The sequence below is a fragment of the Micromonospora sp. CA-248089 genome (assembly GCF_050948515.1).
GTDB lineage: Bacteria > Actinomycetota > Actinomycetes > Mycobacteriales > Micromonosporaceae > Micromonospora.
Genome location: NZ_CP192016.1, coordinates 5,085,598 through 5,105,000, shown reverse-complemented (window position 1 = coordinate 5,105,000; position 19,403 = coordinate 5,085,598). Strand labels below are relative to the sequence as shown.

The window sequence follows — 19,403 nt, the reverse complement described above, 5'->3', positions numbered from 1 at the left end:
GGTGGCGGATGTAAGCACCCTGTTGGGTCCTGAAAGAACAACCCGAGCGGTTGTCTTTCAGAGCCGGAGTCCGAGGTGATGCCTCGGGATGGCGCCAGGCATGGCCTGGTCTCGCATACCGCCGGCGGTGCAGCTGGGTTTGGTGTGGGGCTTGTGGGTTGTGGGTTGGTTGTTTGTTGAGAATTGCACAGTGGACGCGAGCATCTTTGTGGTCAAGTTGTCCAGGGCGAACGGTGGATGCCTTGGCACCAGGAGCCGATGAAGGACGTGGGAGGCCGCGATAGGCCTGGGGGAGCTGTCAACCAAGCTGTGATCCCAGGGTGTCCGAATGGGGAAACCCGGCATCAGTCATGTGATGTCACCCGCACCTGAACACATAGGGTGTGTGGGGGGAACGCGGGGAAGTGAAACATCTCAGTACCCGTAGGAAGAGAAAACAAATTAGTGATTCCGTGAGTAGTGGCGAGCGAAAGCGGATTGAGGCTAAACCGGCGGCGTGTGATACCTGTCAGGGGTTGCGTGGTCGGGGTTGTGGGACCCTGCTGAACAAGCTGACACTTGTTCGAGAAGTTACAAAGTCAGTGGCTAGTCGAACAGTCTGGAATGGCTGACCGTAGACGGTGATAGTCCGGTAGGTGAAAGTTGCTGGTCTTCTGTGGGTGTTCCCGAGTAGCGGCGGACTCCTGAAATCTGCCGTGAATCTGCCAGGACCACCTGGTAAGCCTAAATACTTCCTGGTGACCGATAGCGGACGAGTACCGTGAGGGAATGGTGAAAAGTACCCCGGGAGGGGAGTGAAATAGTACCTGAAACCGTTCGCCTACAATCCGTCGGAGCCTTGCGGGGTGACGGCGTGCCTTTTGAAGAATGAGCCTGCGAGTTAGTGGCATGTGGCGAGGTTAACCCGTGTGGGGGAGCCGTAGCGAAAGCGAGTCTGAATAGGGCGTTTTTAGTCGCATGCTCTAGACCCGAAGCGGAGTGATCTAGCCATGGGCAGGCTGAAGCGCGGGTAAGACCGCGTGGAGGGCCGAACCCACCAACGTTGAAAAGTTGGGGGATGACCTGTGGTTAGGGGTGAAAGGCCAATCAAACTCCGTGATAGCTGGTTCTCCCCGAAATGCATTTAGGTGCAGCGTCGCGTGTTTCTTGCCGGAGGTAGAGCACTGGATGGTCTAGGGGGCCCACAAGCTTACCGAAATCAGCCAAACTCCGAATGCCGGTAAGTGAGAGCGCGGCAGTGAGACTGCGGGGGATAAGCTTCGTAGTCGAGAGGGAAACAGCCCAGATCACCAGCTAAGGCCCCTAAGCGTGTGCTAAGTGGAAAAGGATGTGGGGTCGCATAGACAACCAGGAGGTTGGCTTAGAAGCAGCCACCCTTTAAAGAGTGCGTAATAGCTCACTGGTCAAGTGGTTCCGCGCCGACAATGTAGCGGGGCTCAAGCACACCGCCGAAGCTGTGGCATTCACATTTCAACTTCGTGCCTCCTTGATGGGGTATGCAGGTGTGTGGATGGGTAGGGGAGCGTCGTGCCGGGGGTGAAGCAGCGGGGTGACCCAGTTGTGGACGCGGCACGAGTGAGAATGCAGGCATGAGTAGCGAAAGAAGGGTGAGAAACCCTTCCGCCGGATGACCAAGGGTTCCAGGGCCAGGCTAATCCGCCCTGGGTGAGTCGGGACCTAAGGCGAGGCCGAGAGGCGTAGTCGATGGACAACGGGTTGATATTCCCGTACCCGCGAAAGAGCGACCCTGACGAACCTCGTTGTGCTAACCACCCGAACTGCCGGCGGTCTTCGGACCTATGGTGGGGAGCGTGGGAACCTGGCGGGTAGTAGTCAAGCGATGGGGTGACGCAGGAAGGTAGCTGAGCCCGGCCGGTGGTTGTGCCGGGGTAAGCGTGTAGGCCGGTGTGTAGGCAAATCCGCACACCATGGGGCTGAGACGTGATGCCGAGCCGATTCAGGTGAAGTCAGTGATCCTATGCTGCCGAGAAAAGCCTCTAGCGAGTTCTTAGCGGCCCGTACCCCAAACCGACACAGGTGGTCAGGTAGAGAATACCGAGGCGATCGGGCGAACTGTGGTTAAGGAACTCGGCAAATTGCCCCCGTAACTTAGGGAGAAGGGGGGCCGGAGACGTGAAGCCCCGCGCGGGTGGAGCGTTGTATGGCCGCAGAGAGCAGGGGGAAGCGACTGTTTACTAAAAACACAGGTCCATGCGAAGAAGTAATTCGATGTATATGGACTGACGCCTGCCCGGTGCTGGAACGTTAAGGGGACCTGTTAGCTCTTCGGGGCGAAGCGGAGAACTTAAGCGCCAGTAAACGGCGGTGGTAACTATAACCATCCTAAGGTAGCGAAATTCCTTGTCGGGTAAGTTCCGACCTGCACGAATGGCGTAACGACTTCCCCACTGTCTCAACCACAGGCCCGGCGAAATTGCATTACGAGTAAAGATGCTCGTTACGCGCGGCAGGACGGAAAGACCCCGGGACCTTTACTATAGCTTGACATTGGTATCTGAATTAGCTTGTGTAGGATAGGTGGGAGCCGGTGAAGTCCATACGCCAGTATGGGTGGAGGCAATCTTGAAATACCACTCTGGTTGATTTGGGTATCTAACTTCGGACCGTTATCCGGTTCAGGGACAGTGTCTGGTGGGTAGTTTAACTGGGGCGGTTGCCTCCTAAAGGGTAACGGAGGCGCCCAAAGGTTCCCTCAGCCTGGTTGGCAATCAGGTGTTGAGTGCAAGTGCACAAGGGAGCTTGACTGTGAGACTGACAGGTCGAGCAGGGACGAAAGTCGGGACTAGTGATCCGGCACTGGCATGTGGAAGCGGTGTCGCTCAACGGATAAAAGGTACCCCGGGGATAACAGGCTGATCTTCCCCAAGAGTCCATATCGACGGGATGGTTTGGCACCTCGATGTCGGCTCGTCGCATCCTGGGGCTGTAGCAGGTCCCAAGGGTTGGGCTGTTCGCCCATTAAAGCGGTACGCGAGCTGGGTTTAGAACGTCGTGAGACAGTTCGGTCCCTATCCGCCGTGCGCGTAGGATACTTGAGAAGGGCTGTCCCTAGTACGAGAGGACCGGGACGGACGAACCTCTGGTGTGCCAGTTGTCCCGCCAGGGGCACGGCTGGTTAGCTACGTTCGGAAGGGATAACCGCTGAAAGCATCTAAGCGGGAAGCTCGCTTCAAGATGAGGTATCCCACCCACATTGTGGGGTAAGGCCCCCAGCTAGACGACTGGGTTGATAGGCCGGAAATGTAAGCCCGGTAACGGGTTCAGTTGACCGGTACTAATAGGCCGAGGACTTGACTACCAAGCTGCTACGCGTCCACTGTGCAACTCTGAACAAACCACCACCCACCAGGGTTGGTTGACATGTTCATAGAGTTACGGCGGTCATGGCGGAGGGGAAACGCCCGGTAACATTCCGAACCCGGAAGCTAAGCCCTCCAGCGCCGATGGTACTGCACTCGGGAGGGTGTGGGAGAGTAGGACACCGCCGGACAACCTTTCAAATTCAGGGCCACCCCCAAACGGGGGTGGCCCTGAATTGCGTTTACGGGAAGCCGGCCCGAAGGCCGGCCCTCAATCAGCGGCTCTGAACCGACTCGCGGATCTCGCGGAACAGCGCCGCGGCGTTGTCGACCCGGCGGCCCGGGAACATGCCCATCACCACGCTGCCGTGGTCGGCCCACCCGCAGACCGCGAAGTCGCCGCCGTCGCCGCTTGTCGTACCGCACTTCATGACGCCGCCCAGGCGGCCCGCGTCCACCTCGCGCAGCCCCGCCACCCGGCCGGTCTCGTCGGCCATCAGCCCGAACAGGGTGTCCAGGTCGCGTTCGGGCTGCCAGAGCAGCGTGGTGCCGCCGAACAGCAGCACCGAGCGCTTGGCGTCCCCGCGGTCGGAGTAGACCGCGCCGTAGCCGCGGTCCAGCTCGATGTCGGCGGCCAGCCCGTCGCGCAGGTAGTCGGCGGTGCTGCGGGCCCGCTCACTGTCGTCCCGGACCAGCCCGGCCACCTCGGCCGGCTGGCCGAGCGTGGTGTCCTTCTGCTGGATCACCCGCCAGCCGCTCAGCCCGAGCGCACCGGCCCCGGCCAGGCCGACCGCCAGCAGGGCGGACAGAATGATCTTTCGGCGCCGGGAGACGGGACGGCGTTCGGGCTCCTGCGCGGGATCGCGGCGGCTCAGCTCGATCGGCTCATCGGTCAGCTCGACCGGATCGGAACCCCCGTCGACCGGGCGCTCGGTGAGGTGCGCGTCGGACATGACCGCCACCGTACGCGAATCACAGGTGGTGCACGTCGGGTCCCCGAAAGCGCTCCGTAGACTTTCAGGGTGACCGAGAGACTGGATGCCCGACGCCCCGACGCCCCGACCCTCGCCGGCCAGTACCAGCCCGGCGAGGTAGAGCAGCGACGGTACGAGCAGTGGGTAGCCGGCGGGCACTTCCGGGCGTCGGCAGACAGCGAGAAGCCGCCGTTCACCATCGTCATCCCGCCGCCGAACGTCACCGGCTCGCTGCACATGGGCCACGCGTTCGAGCACACGCTCATGGACGCGCTCACCCGGCGCAAGAAGATGCAGGGGTACGAGGCGCTCTGGCTGCCGGGCATGGACCACGCCGGTATCGCCACCCAGAACCTGGTCGAGCGGCAGCTCGCCGGTGAGGGGCTGTCCCGCCACGACCTCGGACGGGAGAAGTTCGTCGAGCGGGTCTGGCAGTGGAAGGCCGAGTCCGGCGGCGCGATCCTCGGCCAGATGCGCCGGCTCGGCGACGCCGTCGACTGGGACCGAGAGCGGTTCACCATGGACGAGGGCCTGTCCCGGGCCGTGCAGACCATGTTCAAGAAGCTCTTCGACGACGGGCTCATCTACCGGGCCAACCGGATCATCAACTGGTGCCCGCGCTGCCTCACCGCGCTGTCCGACATCGAGGTGGAGCACACCGACGACGAGGGCGAGCTCGTCTCGATCCGCTACGGCGACGAGGTCGTGGTGGCGACCACCCGGGCGGAGACCATGCTCGGTGACACCGCGGTGGCGGTGCACCCGGACGACGAGCGCTACCGGCACCTGATCGGCACCGAGGTGGAGCTGCCGCTCACCGACCGGCGGATCCCGATCGTCGCCGACGAGCACGTCGACCCGAGCTTCGGCACCGGCATGGTCAAGGTGACCCCGGCGCACGACCCGAACGACTTCGAGATCGGCCAGCGGCACGACCTGCCCTCGCTGACGATCATGGACGAGCGCGGCGTCATCACCGCGCCCGGCCCGTTCGAGGGCCTGGACCGGTACGAGGCCCGCCCGGCCATCGTCGCGGCGCTGCGCGAGCAGGGCCGGATCGTCGCCGAGAAGCGGCCGTACCTGCACGCCGTGGGGCACTGCTCGCGGTGCAAGACGACCGTCGAGCCGCGGCTGTCGCTGCAGTGGTTCGTCAACACCGCCCCGCTCGCGAAGGCCGCCGGTGACGCGGTGCGCGACGGCCGGGTGAAGATCGAGCCGGCCGAGCTGGCCAAGCGCTACTTCGCCTGGGTCGACAACATGCACGACTGGTGCATCTCCCGCCAGCTGTGGTGGGGGCACCGCATCCCCGTCTGGTACGGCCCGGACGGCGAGATCGTCTGCGTCGGCCCGGACGAGGAACCGCCGTCCGGCGAGGGCTGGCGGCAGGACGAGGACGTCCTGGACACCTGGTTCTCCAGCGGGCTGTGGCCGTTCTCCACGCTCGGCTGGCCCGAGCGCACCCCCGACCTGGCGAAGTTCTACCCGACCAGCGTGCTGGTCACCGGCTACGACATCCTGTTCTTCTGGGTCGCCCGGATGATGATGTTCGGCCTGTACGCGATGGACGGCGTGCAGCCGTTCGACGTGGTGGCGCTGCACGGCATGGTCCGCGACGAGCACGGCAAGAAGATGTCGAAGTCGTTCGGCAACGTGGTCGACCCGCTGGACTGGATCGACCGGTTCGGCGCCGACGCCACCCGGTTCACGCTGGCCCGGGGCGCCAACCCCGGGCAGGACGTGCCGGTCAGCGAGGAGTGGTGCCAGGGCTCCCGCAACTTCTGCAACAAGCTCTGGAACGCCACCCGGTTCGCGCTGCTCAACGGCGCGCACACCGACGGCCCGCTGCCGGACGCCGGCGACCTCTCCACCGTCGACAGGTGGATCCTGTCCCGGCTGGCGCACGTCACCGCCGAGGTCGACGAGCAGTTCGAGGCGTACGAGTTCGCGAAGGTCTGCGACCTGCTCTACCACTTCGCGTGGGACGACGTCTGCGACTGGTACGTGGAGCTGAGCAAGCCGGTGCTGGCCGAGGGCGGCCCCGCCGCCGACGCCACCCGCCGGGTGCTGGGCCACGTGCTGGACCAGCTCCTGCGGCTGCTGCACCCGGTCATCCCGTTCGTCACCGACGAGCTGTGGTCCGCGCTCAGCGGCGGCGAGACCGTACTGACGGCGTCCTGGCCGGTCGCCGACCGTACCCTGATCGACGACGCCGCGGAGGGTGAGGTCGGCACCCTGCAGCGGGTGGTGACCGAGGTCCGGCGGTTCCGGTCGGACCAGGGGCTGCGGCCCACCCAGCGGGTCGCCGCGCGCCTCGACGGCCTGGCCGGCGCGGGCATCGCGGCGCACGAGCCGCTGGTGCGCTCGCTGGCCCGGCTCGACGCACCCGGTGACGACTTCCAGGCCAGCGCCACGCTGGCCATGCCCGGTGAGGTGAGCGTCGCGCTCGACACCCGCGGCTCGATCGACGTGGCCGCCGAGCGGGCCCGGCTCACCAAGGACCGGGCGGCAGCCGAGAAGGAGGCCACCCAGGCGCGGGCGAAGCTGGACAACCCGGCGTTCGTCGGCAAGGCGCCCGAGCCGGTGGTGGCGAAGATCCGCGAACGGCTGGCGGTGGCCGAGGCGGACCTGGTCCGGATCGACGCCGCCCTGGAGGCGCTTTCCTCGTGAGTGACCGCACCGCGTTCGCCGAGGTGGAGGCCGCGCTCAACGCGCGCGGCTTCACCCGGATGCACTTCGAGCTGGAGAAGATCGAAACCCTGCTCGACCTGCTGGGCAGCCCGCAGCGGGCGTACCCGTCGATCCACCTGACCGGCACCAACGGCAAGACCTCGACGGCCCGGATGATCGACTCGCTGCTGCGGGCGTTCGGGCTGCACACCGGCCGCTACACCAGCCCGCACCTGGAGACCGTCCGGGAGCGGATCAGCCTGGACGGCGAGCCGGTGGGCGAGGAGCGGTTCGTGTCCACGTACCGTGAGATCGCGCCGCTGGCCGAGCTGGTCGACCAGCGGTTCGCCGAGCCGCTGACGTACTTCGACATGACCACGGCGCTGGCGTTCGCCACGTTCGCCGACGCCCCCGTCGATGTGGCGGTGGTGGAGGTCGGGCTCGGCGGCGCGGAGGACGCGACGAACGTCATCCAGGCCGGCGTCGCCGTGATCACCCCGATCGGCCTGGACCACACCGAGTGGCTCGGCGACACGATCGAGGACATCGCGCTGCACAAGGCGGGCATCATCCACCCCGGCGCCACCGTCATCGCGGCGGCGCAGGAGGAGGAGGCGGCCCGTCCGATCCTGGAACGCTGCGCCGAGGTCAACGCCACTGTCGCGCGCGAGGGCGCCGAGTTCGGCGTGCTGCGCCGGGCGGTCGCGGTCGGCGGCCAGGTGCTGACCATCCAGGGCCTGGGCGGAGTGTACGAGGAGATCTTCATCCCGCTGCACGGCGCGCACCAGGCGCAGAACGCGGCGGTGGCGCTGGCCGCCGTGGAGGCGTTCCTCGGCGCCGGCGCCCGGCGGCAGCTCGACATCGAGGCGGTCCGCGAGGGCTTCGCCGCGACCAGTTCGCCGGGCCGGCTGGAGCGGGTGCGTAGCGCGCCGACAGTGCTGCTCGACGGCGCGCACAACCCGCACGGGATGGCCGCCACCGTCGCCGCGGTGCAGGAGGAGTTCGCGTTCAGCAAGCTCGTCGGCGTGCTGGCGGTGCTCGGCGACAAGGACGCGGCGAGCCTGCTCGAACTGCTCGAACCGGTGCTCGACTCGATCGTGGTCGCGGAGAACAGCTCGGCCCGGGCGATGCCCGTGGACGAGCTGGCCGAGCTGGCGCGGGAGATCTTCGGGCCGGAGCGGGTGCAGGTGGCCCGGGAGATGCCCGACGCCATCGAGGCGGCGGTGGCGGAGGCCGAGTCGGACGTACCGGGTGAGCTGTCCGGGGTGGGCGTGCTGGTCACCGGATCGGTGGTGACAGTGGCCGACGCCCGCCGGCTGCTCAAGCGATGACCGGCCCGCAGCCCCGCCCGACCGGCCCGGAGCCGGCGGGCGGTTCGGAGCCGGCGGGCGGTGAGCGCCGGTCCGGGCTGCGGAACCCGGACAAGGCGGTACGCGGACTCGGCGCCGGCACGATGGCGCTGGAGGCACTGGTGCTGCTGCTGGCGATCCAGCCGATCCGGGTGGTCGGCGGTGACCTGAGCGGCGCGGCGATCGGCGCGATCGTCGCGCTGGCGGTCGCCTGTGTGGTGCTCGCCGGCATGATGCGCCGCCCGTGGGCGTGGCACGCCGGCACCGCGATCCAGGGACTGCTCCTGCTCTCCGGGCTGCTGCACTGGTCGCTGTTCGCGCTCGGGGTGATGTTCGCGCTGGTGTGGGCGTACGCGCTGCACGTGCGGCGGGTCATCCTCGGCTGAGCGTCGTCGCTGCGGGCTGCGCGTGTTAAGAAGGGCCCCTTCCTCTACCTGAGGCGTTAAGAAGGGGCCCTTCCTTACACCTGGGCGAGGGTGCGCCACTGCGTCAGCGCGACGCCGTGGCCGTCGGGGTCGCGGAAAGCAGCCGCCCACACCTCCAGCTTGGTGCCCCGGTTGACCACGCGCGGGGCGTACGTGAACCGGACGCCGGAGTCGCGCAGCCGCTCGTACGCGCCCTGGATGTCGTCGACCTCCAGGTTGACGTGCACCAGCCGGCGGCTGATCGGGGCGGCACCGGTCACCCGGCGCAGCACGAGCCGGGTCGGGCCGGAGGAGAGCACGGCGTTGCCCTCGCCCCGGTCCAGCTCGTCGAAGCCGAGTTCCCGGTAGAAGTCGAGGGACCGGTCCAGGTCGGTGACGAGCAGCGTGATGCCGACGCCGCTGATCGGGCTGGCCAGCTCGTCCGGTTCGGCCGCGCCGGACGGGCCGAAGATCGCCTCGTCCAGCTCCTCGGCCGTCGGCGGTACGTCGGAGCGCCGAGGCGCGTCCGACGGGTCGTCCAGCGCCAGGTCGATCGGGTCGGTCCCGGTGTCGGCCAGCCCCGATCCGGCCCGTGCGGTGTCGGCCGGCCCGGTGTCCGCCGGCCCGGGGTCGACGAGCACGGTCTGGACCGGCACCGTGTCCACCGGCTCCTCGGCCGGCGAGCGGGGCGCCGGGGCACGGCGGGGGAGCGGGCCGGGGCCGGCCGCCCGGTCGGTCCGTTCGACGAGCTGTCCCTCGAGCACCACCGGGCCGCCGGGGCTCTGGTGCAGCACCACCGGCTCGCGTTCCTCGGCGCGGGGCGGCACGTCGTCCAGGTACGGGTCCGGCGCGGGCGGGTAGTCGTCGCGGAAGTCGTCCTCCGGCGCGCGCCCGGCCCACGGCGGCGCCTCCTGCGCGATCAGCGGCTCGTCCAGCGGGTCCGGCTCGGCGGCGTACTCGGGCGGCAGGTCGGCGACCGCAGCGGCGCTCTCGGCGTGCGTGGGCACCTCGTCCCAGAGCACGCGTACGTGCCGCTGGTCGTCCAGCGCCACCCGGACCGGCAGCGCCTGGCCCAGCGAGGGCCACTTGGCGACCGGCACCCGAGGCTCGATGATCTTCTTGGAGCGGGGCGGCAGCCCCGGCGCGTCGATGACCAGTTGCAGCTCGCACCGGCCGAACGCGTACTGGGTGGGTGGTTCGGAGGCGCTGTGCACGTGCCCCAGGCCGATCACCCAGGTGCGGCCGCCGCCGCGTACCGTGGCCAGGGCGATCGCCAGCACCAGCAGCGCCACGCCGAGGGCGACGATGGCCCAGCTGGTCATACCGAGCCCGAACACGGTCACGAAGGTGGCGACGGTGCCGAGCACCGCCCCGATCAGTTTGCGTACCGGCGCGATCGTGCGGTTCCCGCCATTCGCCACAGTGGACCTCCCAGGGGTTCCAGGGCCAGGCTAGGCCGCCGCGGCGGGCCAGGGAAGACGCAGCTGCCGCACCGGCGCCGGGACCGGGTCGCTACGCTGACCGTACCCAGCTGAACCCCGTTTGAGTGCGCAGGAGGAACCCAGCGTGTCCAGCAGCAGCCCGGACGAGCGGACGCTCGTACTGATCAAGCCCGACGCGGTGCGCCGCGGTCTGGTGGGCGAGATCCTGTCCCGTTTCGAGCGCAAGGGCCTGCGGATCGACGCGATGGTGAGCCGGACCATGGACGGCGACTTCGCCGACCAGCACTACGCCGAGCACGTCGAGAAGCCGTTCTACCCGCCGCTGAAGACGTTCATGACCAGTGGCCCGCTGGTGGCGCTGGTGCTCTCCGGCGACCAGGTGATCGAGGTGGTGCGCGCGATGATCGGCAGCACCGACGGCCGCAAGGCCGCCGCCGGCACCATCCGCGGTGACCTGTCGCTGTCGAACCGGGAGAACCTGGTGCACGCCTCCGACTCGGCGGACAGCGCCAAGCGCGAGATCGCGCTCTGGTTCCCCGAGCTGGCCTGACCGATACGCCGACGGCCCCGGCCCGCGCCTTCGCGGGACCGGGGCCGTCGTGTGTCGGCTGTCAGACCGACGCCGGCGGCTGCGTCTGAGAGGTCACCGCGACCCGGTTCCACACGTTGATGGTGGCGATCGCCACCACCAGGTCGGCCAGTTCCTTCTCCGACCACACCTTCGCCGCGGCGTCCCAGACGTCGTCCGGCACGCCGTGCTCGCCGAGCCGGGTCACCGCGTCGGTGAGGGCCAGCGCGGCCCGCTCCCGCTCGTCGAAGAACGGCGCCTCCCGCCACGCCGCGACCGCGAACAGCCGGCGGCTGTCCTCCCCGGCCCCCAGCGCCTCCCGGCTGTGCATGTCCACGCAGAACGCGCAGCCGTTGAGCATCGACGCCCGCAGCTTCACCAGCTCCAGCACGGTGTGGTCCACGTTCGTCCGGACGTACTTCTCCAGGCCCAGCACGGCCTGGTACGCCTCGGGTGCCACCGCTGCCATGTCCATCCGGCTCATCGCCGCCTCCTTGAGGTTCGGGTACGCGGACAGGACGGGACACGGCGGGTGCGGTGTGACGGCACGGCGGTGTGACGGTGGTCATGACCGGGCCGACAGCAGTCGTTGACGTTCCGGTCACCTCGACCGGAGTGCCCGGCCATCTGCGGCCGGTAGACCGGGCTGGCGACACTGCCGAGACCGGGAGAACCCATGACGCACATCGATCGACGTACCCTGCTCCGCGCCGGCCTGGTCGCCGGTGCCGGAGTCGCCGGCGGCGCGCTGCTCGGCGCGCCCGGCGCGCCCGCCGCACCCGGCCTGCGGCGGAGCGGCCGGCCGCTGCTCACCCACGGCGTGCAGAGCGGCGACGTGACCGCCGACTCGGCGCTGGTCTGGACCCGCGCGGACCGGCCCGGCCGGATGCTCGTCGAGGTGAGCCGCCGGCCGGACCTGCGCGGCGCCCGCCTGGTGCGCGGCCCGGTGGTCGACCCCACCGGCGACCTCACCGGCAAGGTCCGTCTGGGCGGCCTGCCCGCGGGGGAGCGGCTGCACTACCGGGTACGGGTGGAGAGCCTGGACCGGCACGGCCTGTGCAGCGAGCCGCTGACCGGTTCGTTCGCCACCGCCCCCGGGCGGCACCAGCGGCGTGACGTGCGGTTCGTGTGGACCGGCGACATCGTCGGGCAGGGCTGGGGGATCAGCACCGACTTCGACGGCCTGGCGATCTTCCGGGCCATGCGGGAGCGCCGTCCGGACTTCTTCCTGTGCAGCGGCGACACCGTGTACGCCGACGGCCCGCTGGCCGAGAGCGTGGTGCTGCCGGACGGCCGCACCTGGCGCAACCTGGTGACGCCGGAGAAGAGCAAGGTGGCCGAGACGCTCGCCGAGTACCGGGGGCAGTTCGCGTACAACCTGCTCGACGAGCACCTGCGGGCGTTCGCCGCCGAGGTGCCGCAGATCAACCAGTGGGACGACCACGAGGTGGTGAACAACTGGTACCCGGGGGAGATCCTGACCGACGACAGGTACGGCGAGAAGCGCGTGGACGTGCTCGCCGCCCGGGCCCGGCAGGCGTTCCACGAGTGGCTGCCGGTGCCGTCGGGCGGGCCGATGTACCGCAAGTTGTCGTACGGGCCGCTGCTGGACGTGTTCGTGCTGGACATGCGCACCTACAAGGACCCGAACGACGGCAACACGTACGCCGACCGCAGTCGCGGCCTGCTCGGCACGGCGCAGCGGGAGTGGCTGATCCGGGAGCTGCGCGCGTCCCGCGCCACCTGGAAGGTGATCGCCAACGACCTGCCGATCGGCGTGGTGGTGCCGGACGGGGCAGGCGCGCAGGAGGGCGTCGCGCAGGGCGACCACGGCGCGGCGGCCGGCCGGGAACTGGAGTTCGCCGAGGTGCTGCGCGCCTCGTACCGGGCCGGGGTGACCGGGCTGGTGTTCCTCGCCGCCGACGTGCACTACACCGCCGCCCACCACTACGACCCGGCGCGCGCCGCGGTGCGCGACTTCAGCCCGTTCTGGGAGTTCGTCTCCGGCCCGGCGCACGCCGGTGCGTTCGGCCCGAACGCGCTGGACGGTACGTTCGGCCCGAAGGCGGTCTTCGTGCACGCACCGCCGCGCGCCAACACCTCACCGGCCGAGGGCTTCCAGCACTTCGGCGAGGTGACCATCGACGGCCCGTCGGCGGCGCTGACGGTCCACCTGCGCGATCGCGTCGGCGCCTCCCTCTGGACCACCACCCTTCCGGCCCCGACGCGCCGCTGACCCCCGGCCGACCTCGTCGATCATGAGGTTGGCGGCGATGTGGATCTCCGATTTGGCCGTCAACCTCATGATCGACGGGGCAGAGGCGGGGCGGGGCGGGGCGGGCGATACTCGGCGGCGCGGCGGGCGGGGGGTCGAGTACGCTTGAACGCACAGGCGACGACCCGGCCATCACCGGTGAGCCTCCGGAAGAACGGCCGGGTCACCGGCTCAGTAGAACCGGACGGGACGGCCCGTCACAGCCGGCCAACGAGCGGGCGGTCGCACCTCGACCGCCAAGCGGGGTGGTACCGCGGGCCACGCCCGGGCGCCGGTCACGGCGTACCGGATTCGGCTCGTCCTCGCAGACCACAGACGAGTGAGCTGCTGAGGGAGAGCGACAGGCGATGGCCTATCCGTTGCACGACCCGACCGGCGCCGGTGTCCCGGCGAGCCCGGACCTGCCCGCGGTCGAGCGCCGGGTGCTGGAGCACTGGACGGCCGACAAGACCTTCGAGGCGTCGGTCGAGGCCCGCGACGCGGGCCGGAACGGCGAGAACGAGTACGTCTTCTACGACGGCCCGCCGTTCGCCAACGGCCTGCCGCACTACGGCCACCTGTTCACCGGCTACGTCAAGGACGTGGTGCCGCGCTACCAGACCATGCGCGGCAAGCACGTCGAGCGCCGGTTCGGCTGGGACTGCCACGGCCTGCCCGCCGAGGTGGTGGCCGAGAAGCAGCTCGGCATCACCACGAAGGCGGAGATCCTCGACCTCGGCGTGGCCCGGTTCAACGACGCCTGCCGCGCGTCGGTGCTGGAGTTCACCCACGACTGGGAGCGGTACGTCACCCGCCAGGCCCGCTGGGTCGACTTCGCCAACGACTACAAGACGCTCGACCTGGACTACATGGAAAGCGTCATGTGGGCCTTCAAGACCCTGCACGACAAGGGCCTGGTCTACGAGGGCTTCCGGGTGCTCGCGTACTGCTGGCGGTGCGAGACGCCGCTGTCGAACACCGAGACCCGGATGGACGACGTCTACCGGGACCGGCACGACCCGACGCTCACCGTCTGGTTCGAGCTGACCGCCGACGAGAACGCGCCGGAGCCGCTGCGCGGGCCGGTCAAGCTCGGCGTCTGGACGACCACGCCGTGGACGCTGCCGTCGAACCTGGCGCTCGCCGTCGGTCCCGACATCGAGTACGCCGTGCTGGAGCGCGAGAGTGAGCGCTACGTCGTCGGCGCCGCGCGCCTCGGCGCGTACGCCAAGGAGCTGGAGGGGTACGAGCAGGTCGGCACCGTGTACGGCCGCGACCTGGTCGGACGCCGCTACACGCCGCTCTACGACTTCCTGGTCGAGCCGGCCGGCCCGAACGCCTACCAGGTGCTCGGCGCGGACTTCGTCACCACCGAGGACGGCACCGGGATCGTCCACCTGGCGCCCGCCTTCGGTGAGGACGACCAGAACACCTGCAACGCGGCCGGCATCCCCACCGTCGTGACCGTGGACGACCACACCCGGTTCACCGCGCTGGTGCCGCCGTACCAGGGCGAGCAGGTCTTCGACGTGAACAAGCCGGTGATCCGGGAGCTGAAGGAGCGGGGGGTGGTGCTGCGCCAGGACACCTACACCCACTCCTACCCGCACTGCTGGCGCTGCGACACCCCGCTGGTCTACAAGGCGGTGTCGTCGTGGTTCGTGGCGGTGACCAAGTTCAAGGACCGGATGGTCGAGCTGAACCAGCAGATCAACTGGACGCCCGGCCACATCAAGGACGGCTCGTTCGGTAAGTGGCTGGCGAACGCCCGGGACTGGTCGATCAGCCGCAACCGGTTCTGGGGCTCGCCGATCCCGGTGTGGAAGTCCGACGACCCGAACTACCCGCGCGTGGACGTCTACGGTTCGCTGGAGCAGATCGAGCGGGACTTCGGCGTACGCCTGACCGACCTGCACCGGCCGGCGGTGGACGACCTGGTCCGCCCCAACCCGGACGACCCGACGGGCAAGTCGATGATGCGCCGGGTGCCGGAGGTGCTGGACTGCTGGTTCGAGTCCGGCTCGATGCCGTTCGCCCAGGTGCACTACCCGTTCTCCAACCGGGAGTGGTTCGAGCACCACTACCCGGGTGACTTCATCGTCGAGTACATCGGGCAGACCCGCGGCTGGTTCTACACCATGCACGTGCTGGCCACGGCGCTGTTCGACAGGCCGGCGTTCCGCAACTGCCTGAGCCACGGCATCCTGCTCGGCTCGGACGGACGCAAGATGTCCAAGAGCCTGCGCAACTACCCGGACGTCTACCACGTGTTCGACTCCTACGGGTCGGACGCGATGCGGTGGATGCTGATGTCCTCGCCGGTGCTGCGCGGCGGCGACATGGCGGTCACCGAGTCGGGCATCCGGGACGCGGTGCGCCAGGTGCTGCTGCCGCTGTGGAACGTCTGGTACTTCTTCTCGCTGTACGCCAACGCCGACGGCTACACCGCGCGTCGGCGTACCGACTCGGCGAACGTGCTCGACCGGTACGTGCTGGCGAAGACCAACGAGCTGGTGGCGACCGTCGGCGCGCAGATGGACGCGTACGACATCTCCGGTGCGTGCGCCACCGTGCGGTCCTACCTGGACGCGCTGACCAACTGGTACGTGCGCCGGTCCCGGGACCGGTTCTGGGCCGGGGACGCGGACGCGTTCGACACGCTCTCGACGGTTCTGGAGACGCTGTGCCGGGTGGTGGCGCCGCTGGCGCCGCTGACCGCGGAGGAGATCTGGCGCGGGCTGACCGGCGAGCGGTCGGTGCACCTGACCGACTGGCCGGACGCGGCCGAGTTCCCGGCCGACCACGAGCTGGTCTCCGCGATGGACAATGTGCGGGCGGTCGCCTCGGCGGCGCTGTCGCTGCGCAAGGCCAAGGGTCTGCGGGTGCGACTGCCGCTGGCGAAGCTGACCGTGGCGTCGCCCGTCGCGGACCAGCTGCGGCCCTTCGCCGACCTGGTCGCCGACGAGGTGAACGTCAAGGAGGTCGTACTCACCGACGAGGTGTCCGCGTACTGCCAGCAGGTGCTCACCGTGGTGCCGCGGGCGCTCGGCCCGCGCGTCGGCAAGGCCGTCCAGCAGGTGATCAAGGCGGTCAAGGCGGGGGAGTGGGAGCTGCGCGACGGCGCCCCGGTCGCCGCCGGGGTCACGCTGGCCGAGGGCGAGTACGAGCTGCGCCTGGTCGCCGCCGACGCCGAGCACTCCGCGCCGCTGCCCGGCGGTGAGGGCGTGGTCGTGCTGGACACCGAGGTCACGCCGGAACTGGCGGCCGAAGGGCTGGCCCGGGACGTGGTCCGGGTCGTGCAGCAGGCCCGCCGGGACGCCGACCTGGACGTCTCCGACCGGATCACGGTGGCCGTCTCCGCGTCCGAGGAGGTACGCGCGGCGGTCGCCGCGTACACCGGGTTCGTGGCCCGGGAGGTGCTCGCCGACAGCATCGACTTCGCCGAGGGCCTCGACGGCTTCGCCGGCGAGGCCGGCGAGGGCGAGCGCGTGACGGTGACGGTCCGCAAGGTGTGAGCGGACCGGGCCCTCCTGCACCCCCTCGGGTGGAGGAGGGCCCGGCCCCAGCGAGTGGACTGCGGGCCACCCGCTCGGTGGCGGACGGCCGCGTCCGCTACCGTGACAGCGCCTGTTTCACGTACGACCGCCGGAGGACCCGTGCCCCTGCTCTACACCATCGGCAAGCTCACCGTGGCGCCCGCGCTCCGGTTGGCCTTCCGTCCGCACGTGGAGGGTTTGGAGCACATCCCGGCGACCGGTGGCGCGATCTTCGCCAGCAACCATCTCTCCGTCGCCGACGAGCTGCTCCTCGGCACCGTGGTGCCCCGTCACCTGGCGTTCTGGGCCAAGTCGGAGTACTTCAAGGGCACCGGGGTCAAGGGCGGCTTCTCCAAGTTCGTGCTCACCGGGCTGGGCGCCATCCCGGTCGAGCGGGCCGGCGGCCGGGCGGCGCTGACCGCGTTCGACGCGGCGATCCCGGTGCTCAAGGCCGGTGACCTGGTAGCCGTCTACCCGGAGGGCACCCGCTCCCCGGACGGGCGGCTCTACCGCGGGCGTACCGGCACCGTCCGGCTGGCGATCGCCGCGGGTGTGCCGATCATCCCGGTCGGCGTGACCGGCACCGACAAGGCCCAGCCGATCGGCACGCGGATCCCGCGACCGGGCCGCGCCAAGATCACCATAAAGTTCGGCAAGCCGCTGGACTTCACCGGCCGTCCCGACGACCGCACGTCGCTGCGCGCGATGACCGACGAGATGATGGCCGAGATCCAGAAGCTCAGCGGCCAGGAGTACGTCCCGCGCTACGCCCCGAAGCGCGCCGACCAGGCCACCGGCGACCAGGCCGGCGGCGAGCAGACCGCCTGAGCGGTCACGACTTCGGCACCACCACGCGCTTGCGCAGGTCGTTCAGCAGCCGCCCGCTGTCGTCCACCGACAGCCGGGTGAACACGCCCGTGGTGAGGCTGCCGTGGTCGGCCGATACGCAGACCACCACCGAGTCACCGTCCGCCCGGCCGACCGCGCAGCGTTCGTGGCGTCCCCGTACGCCGGTGTCCACCACCACCGACTCCTGCAGGGCGTAGTCCCCGGCGAGGCGCTCGAGTTCCGACTTGGCGTCCGACTCCGGGTTGAACCGCAGCCCGGTGCTGCCGAACAACGTCACCCGCTTGCCGTCGCTCGTGCTGTAGATGCCGGCGAACGTGTCCTCGGCCAGCAGGTTCGACTCGCGTACCCGGGACTTCAGCTCCTCGGCGGCGGCCCGGCTGGTGTCGTCCTGGCGCAGCCGCATCGAGTCGATCTGGTCCGGGAGGGTGGCGCTGGCCGGGTACTGGCTGGAGATCGGCTGGAACCACCAGAGCGGGAGACCGCAGCAGCAGGCGACGGAGAGCAGCAGCACCCAGGGCCAGCGACGCCGGCGGCGGGTCCGCTTGGGCGGCTGCTGCCAGCCCGGCGGCGGCGCGACCGGCGGCCCGGCCTTGCCCCGGCGCTGCTTCGGCGGCCGTCCGGGCTTCGCCGGCGGCGCGACGAGCGCCGCCGGTGGCAGGGGACGCGCGGCCGATGGGCCGGGATGGTGCGGCGGCGAGACCGGCCGGGCCGGTCCGGGGTACGGCGGACTGTGCGGCGGCGGTGAGACCGGCCGGGCGGGTCCGGGGTACGGCGGACTGGGCGGCGGTGAGACCGGGCGGGCGGCGGGCGGCGCGGCATGGGCCGGTGGTGCCGACTGCGGAGCGGGTTGGGCCGGGTGGGCCGCCGGTGGCGCCGGGTGGGCCGGATGGGGGTTCCCCGGCGTGGCCCAGGGCGCGGTGTAGGGCAGCGTCGGCGTCAGCGGCGGCAGTTCGGGCGCGTGCAGCTCCCAGCCGGTGGTGTCGACCCCCGCCCACGGGTCGACAGGTGTGGCCTCTTCCGGCGACGCGTGCGGCGGCACCGGCGTGGGCTCGGCGGACTCGCCCCAGGCCGGCCGGCGCGGCGGCGGTGGCGGTACGGCGGCGGAACCGCTCCAGCGGGGCGCGGACGCCTCGACCCGGGTCGGATCCGGGGTGTTCTCCACGCGGGTCGGGTCCGGCGTGTTCGCGGCCCGCGCGGAGACCGGGGCGTTCTCGACCTTGGTGGGGTCCGGAGTATTCGCGGGCCGGGGCGGCTGCGGCGCGACGTCGATCCGGGTCGGATCCGGCGGGCGCCCGGTCCGGGGCGTGGGGACGGGCGTGGTGCGGCCGGGAACCGCCGCGGATCCCCGGGCCCGGGTGACAGATACGGGCGGGGTGGCGTCGACGCCGTCCGGCGCTCCGGCGTCGACGGTCGGAGCCTCGTCGCCGGTGGGCGCGTCGGCCGGCATTCCGGCGTCGTCGGTGGGGGCGTCGGCGGCCGTCGCGCTCGCGTGGGCGTCGGCCGTGCCGGTGGGGACGGTGGCGTCGTCGGCCGGTGGGTGCGGGCTCGCGTCGTCGAGCGGGGCGGTGCCGGCCGGGTCCGCCGGTGCCGGTCCGGCTCGTCGGTCTCGCGGTGCCGGTTCAGCCTGGTCGTCCCGCAGAGCCTGCTCGGCCGGTTCGTCCAGCCGAGCGGGTTCGGCCTGTTCCGACTGCTCGTCCGGCGCGACGTCGGACGGCCGGCGGTGGGGCGTACCGTCGTGCGGCCCGCTCTCGGCGGCGCCGGACGGCTGGTCGGCCGGCACCCCGTCGGAGGTCCGGTCGTCGGTGGCGGCCTCCGGCGTGCCGGACGGGGACGCCGGAGCCGAGGCGCCGGTGGCGTCCTCGGTGTCGGCGGCGGTCGGCGGCTCGGTGACTGAGGGCCTCTCGGCCCCGTCGGCCGGCCGGTCCGCCCCCGGCTGCGGCTGCGGCATCGCGGCTATCTCCTCTCGCGCCCGTTGCGAGGTTAGTACCGCCCCGCCACCCAGGACGAATTCGCCCGCTCCCCGGCCCCACTCCGGTGATC

The 19,403-nt window shown here is 70.0% G+C and carries 11 protein-coding genes and 2 rRNA genes; 9 read left to right on the top strand and 4 right to left on the bottom strand.

What is annotated here, in order from left to right; genetic code table 11:
* Positions 1 to 210 precede the first annotated feature (210 nt).
* Together ACQP26_RS23850 and rrf are read left to right on the top strand one after the other, a co-directional pair.
* Positions 211 to 3,319 (top strand): 23S ribosomal RNA (locus tag ACQP26_RS23850).
* A 75-nt stretch (positions 3,320 to 3,394) separates the two neighbouring features.
* Positions 3,395 to 3,511, top strand: a 5S ribosomal RNA gene (rrf, locus tag ACQP26_RS23845).
* Between the two features lie 84 nt (positions 3,512 to 3,595).
* Here the strand turns inward: rrf and ACQP26_RS23840 are convergent.
* Positions 3,596 to 4,273, bottom strand: a complete 678-nt coding sequence (locus ACQP26_RS23840; protein WP_269704547.1) for a hypothetical protein — start codon at positions 4,271 to 4,273, stop codon at positions 3,596 to 3,598.
* 69 nt (positions 4,274 to 4,342) lie between these two features.
* Here ACQP26_RS23840 and ACQP26_RS23835 point away from each other — a divergent pair, with 69 nt between their 5' ends.
* The 3 genes from ACQP26_RS23835 to ACQP26_RS23825 are packed head-to-tail and all read left to right on the top strand — an operon-like array spanning position 4,343 to position 8,696.
* Positions 4,343 to 6,961, top strand: coding sequence for a valine--tRNA ligase (locus tag ACQP26_RS23835; RefSeq protein ID WP_433494050.1), 2,619 nt, complete (start codon positions 4,343 to 4,345; stop codon positions 6,959 to 6,961).
* Complete coding sequence (locus tag ACQP26_RS23830; RefSeq protein WP_433494049.1) at positions 6,958 to 8,292, top strand: bifunctional folylpolyglutamate synthase/dihydrofolate synthase; 1,335 nt, start codon at positions 6,958 to 6,960, stop codon at positions 8,290 to 8,292. The genes ACQP26_RS23835 and ACQP26_RS23830 overlap by 4 nt, the downstream gene beginning before the upstream one ends.
* Positions 8,289 to 8,696 (top strand): DUF4233 domain-containing protein, encoded by a 408-nt coding sequence (locus tag ACQP26_RS23825; protein WP_433494048.1) that lies wholly within the window; start codon positions 8,289 to 8,291, stop codon positions 8,694 to 8,696. Before ACQP26_RS23830 ends, ACQP26_RS23825 begins: the two co-directional genes overlap by 4 nt.
* Before the next feature lie 74 nt (positions 8,697 to 8,770).
* On the opposite strand, the gene ACQP26_RS23820 is transcribed toward ACQP26_RS23825, so the two are convergent.
* Positions 8,771 to 10,135: a VOC family protein gene (locus ACQP26_RS23820; protein ID WP_433494047.1), complete on the bottom strand. Its 1,365-nt coding sequence runs from the start codon at positions 10,133 to 10,135 to the stop codon at positions 8,771 to 8,773.
* A gap of 145 nt (positions 10,136 to 10,280) precedes the next feature.
* On the opposite strand from ACQP26_RS23820, the gene ndk reads away from it, so the two are divergent.
* Entirely contained in the window at positions 10,281 to 10,706 is a 426-nt protein-coding gene (ndk, locus tag ACQP26_RS23815; RefSeq protein ID WP_269704551.1) for a nucleoside-diphosphate kinase, read from the top strand.
* 61 nt (positions 10,707 to 10,767) lie between these two features.
* Here the strand turns inward: ndk and ACQP26_RS23810 are convergent, their stop codons facing one another.
* Positions 10,768 to 11,208, bottom strand: coding sequence for a carboxymuconolactone decarboxylase family protein (locus ACQP26_RS23810; protein WP_269704552.1), 441 nt, complete (start codon positions 11,206 to 11,208; stop codon positions 10,768 to 10,770).
* A gap of 192 nt (positions 11,209 to 11,400) precedes the next feature.
* Here ACQP26_RS23810 and ACQP26_RS23805 point away from each other — a divergent pair, with 192 nt between their 5' ends.
* From ACQP26_RS23805 to ACQP26_RS23795, 3 genes are all read left to right on the top strand, one after another.
* Entirely contained in the window at positions 11,401 to 12,960 is a 1,560-nt protein-coding gene (locus ACQP26_RS23805; RefSeq protein ID WP_433494046.1) for an alkaline phosphatase D family protein, read from the top strand.
* A gap of 386 nt (positions 12,961 to 13,346) precedes the next feature.
* A complete protein-coding gene (gene ileS, locus ACQP26_RS23800; RefSeq protein WP_433494045.1) occupies positions 13,347 to 16,493 on the top strand; it encodes an isoleucine--tRNA ligase in 3,147 nt (1,048 codons plus the stop codon).
* 141 nt (positions 16,494 to 16,634) lie between these two features.
* Positions 16,635 to 17,342 carry a lysophospholipid acyltransferase family protein gene (locus ACQP26_RS23795; protein WP_281576983.1) on the top strand — a complete coding sequence of 236 codons (708 nt, stop codon included), beginning with the start codon at positions 16,635 to 16,637 and terminating at the stop codon, positions 17,340 to 17,342.
* A gap of 4 nt (positions 17,343 to 17,346) precedes the next feature.
* On the opposite strand, the gene ACQP26_RS23790 is transcribed toward ACQP26_RS23795, so the two are convergent.
* Positions 17,347 to 19,311 carry a hypothetical protein gene (locus tag ACQP26_RS23790; RefSeq protein WP_433494044.1) on the bottom strand — a complete coding sequence of 655 codons (1,965 nt, stop codon included), beginning with the start codon at positions 19,309 to 19,311 and terminating at the stop codon, positions 17,347 to 17,349.
* Positions 19,312 to 19,403 lie beyond the last annotated feature (92 nt).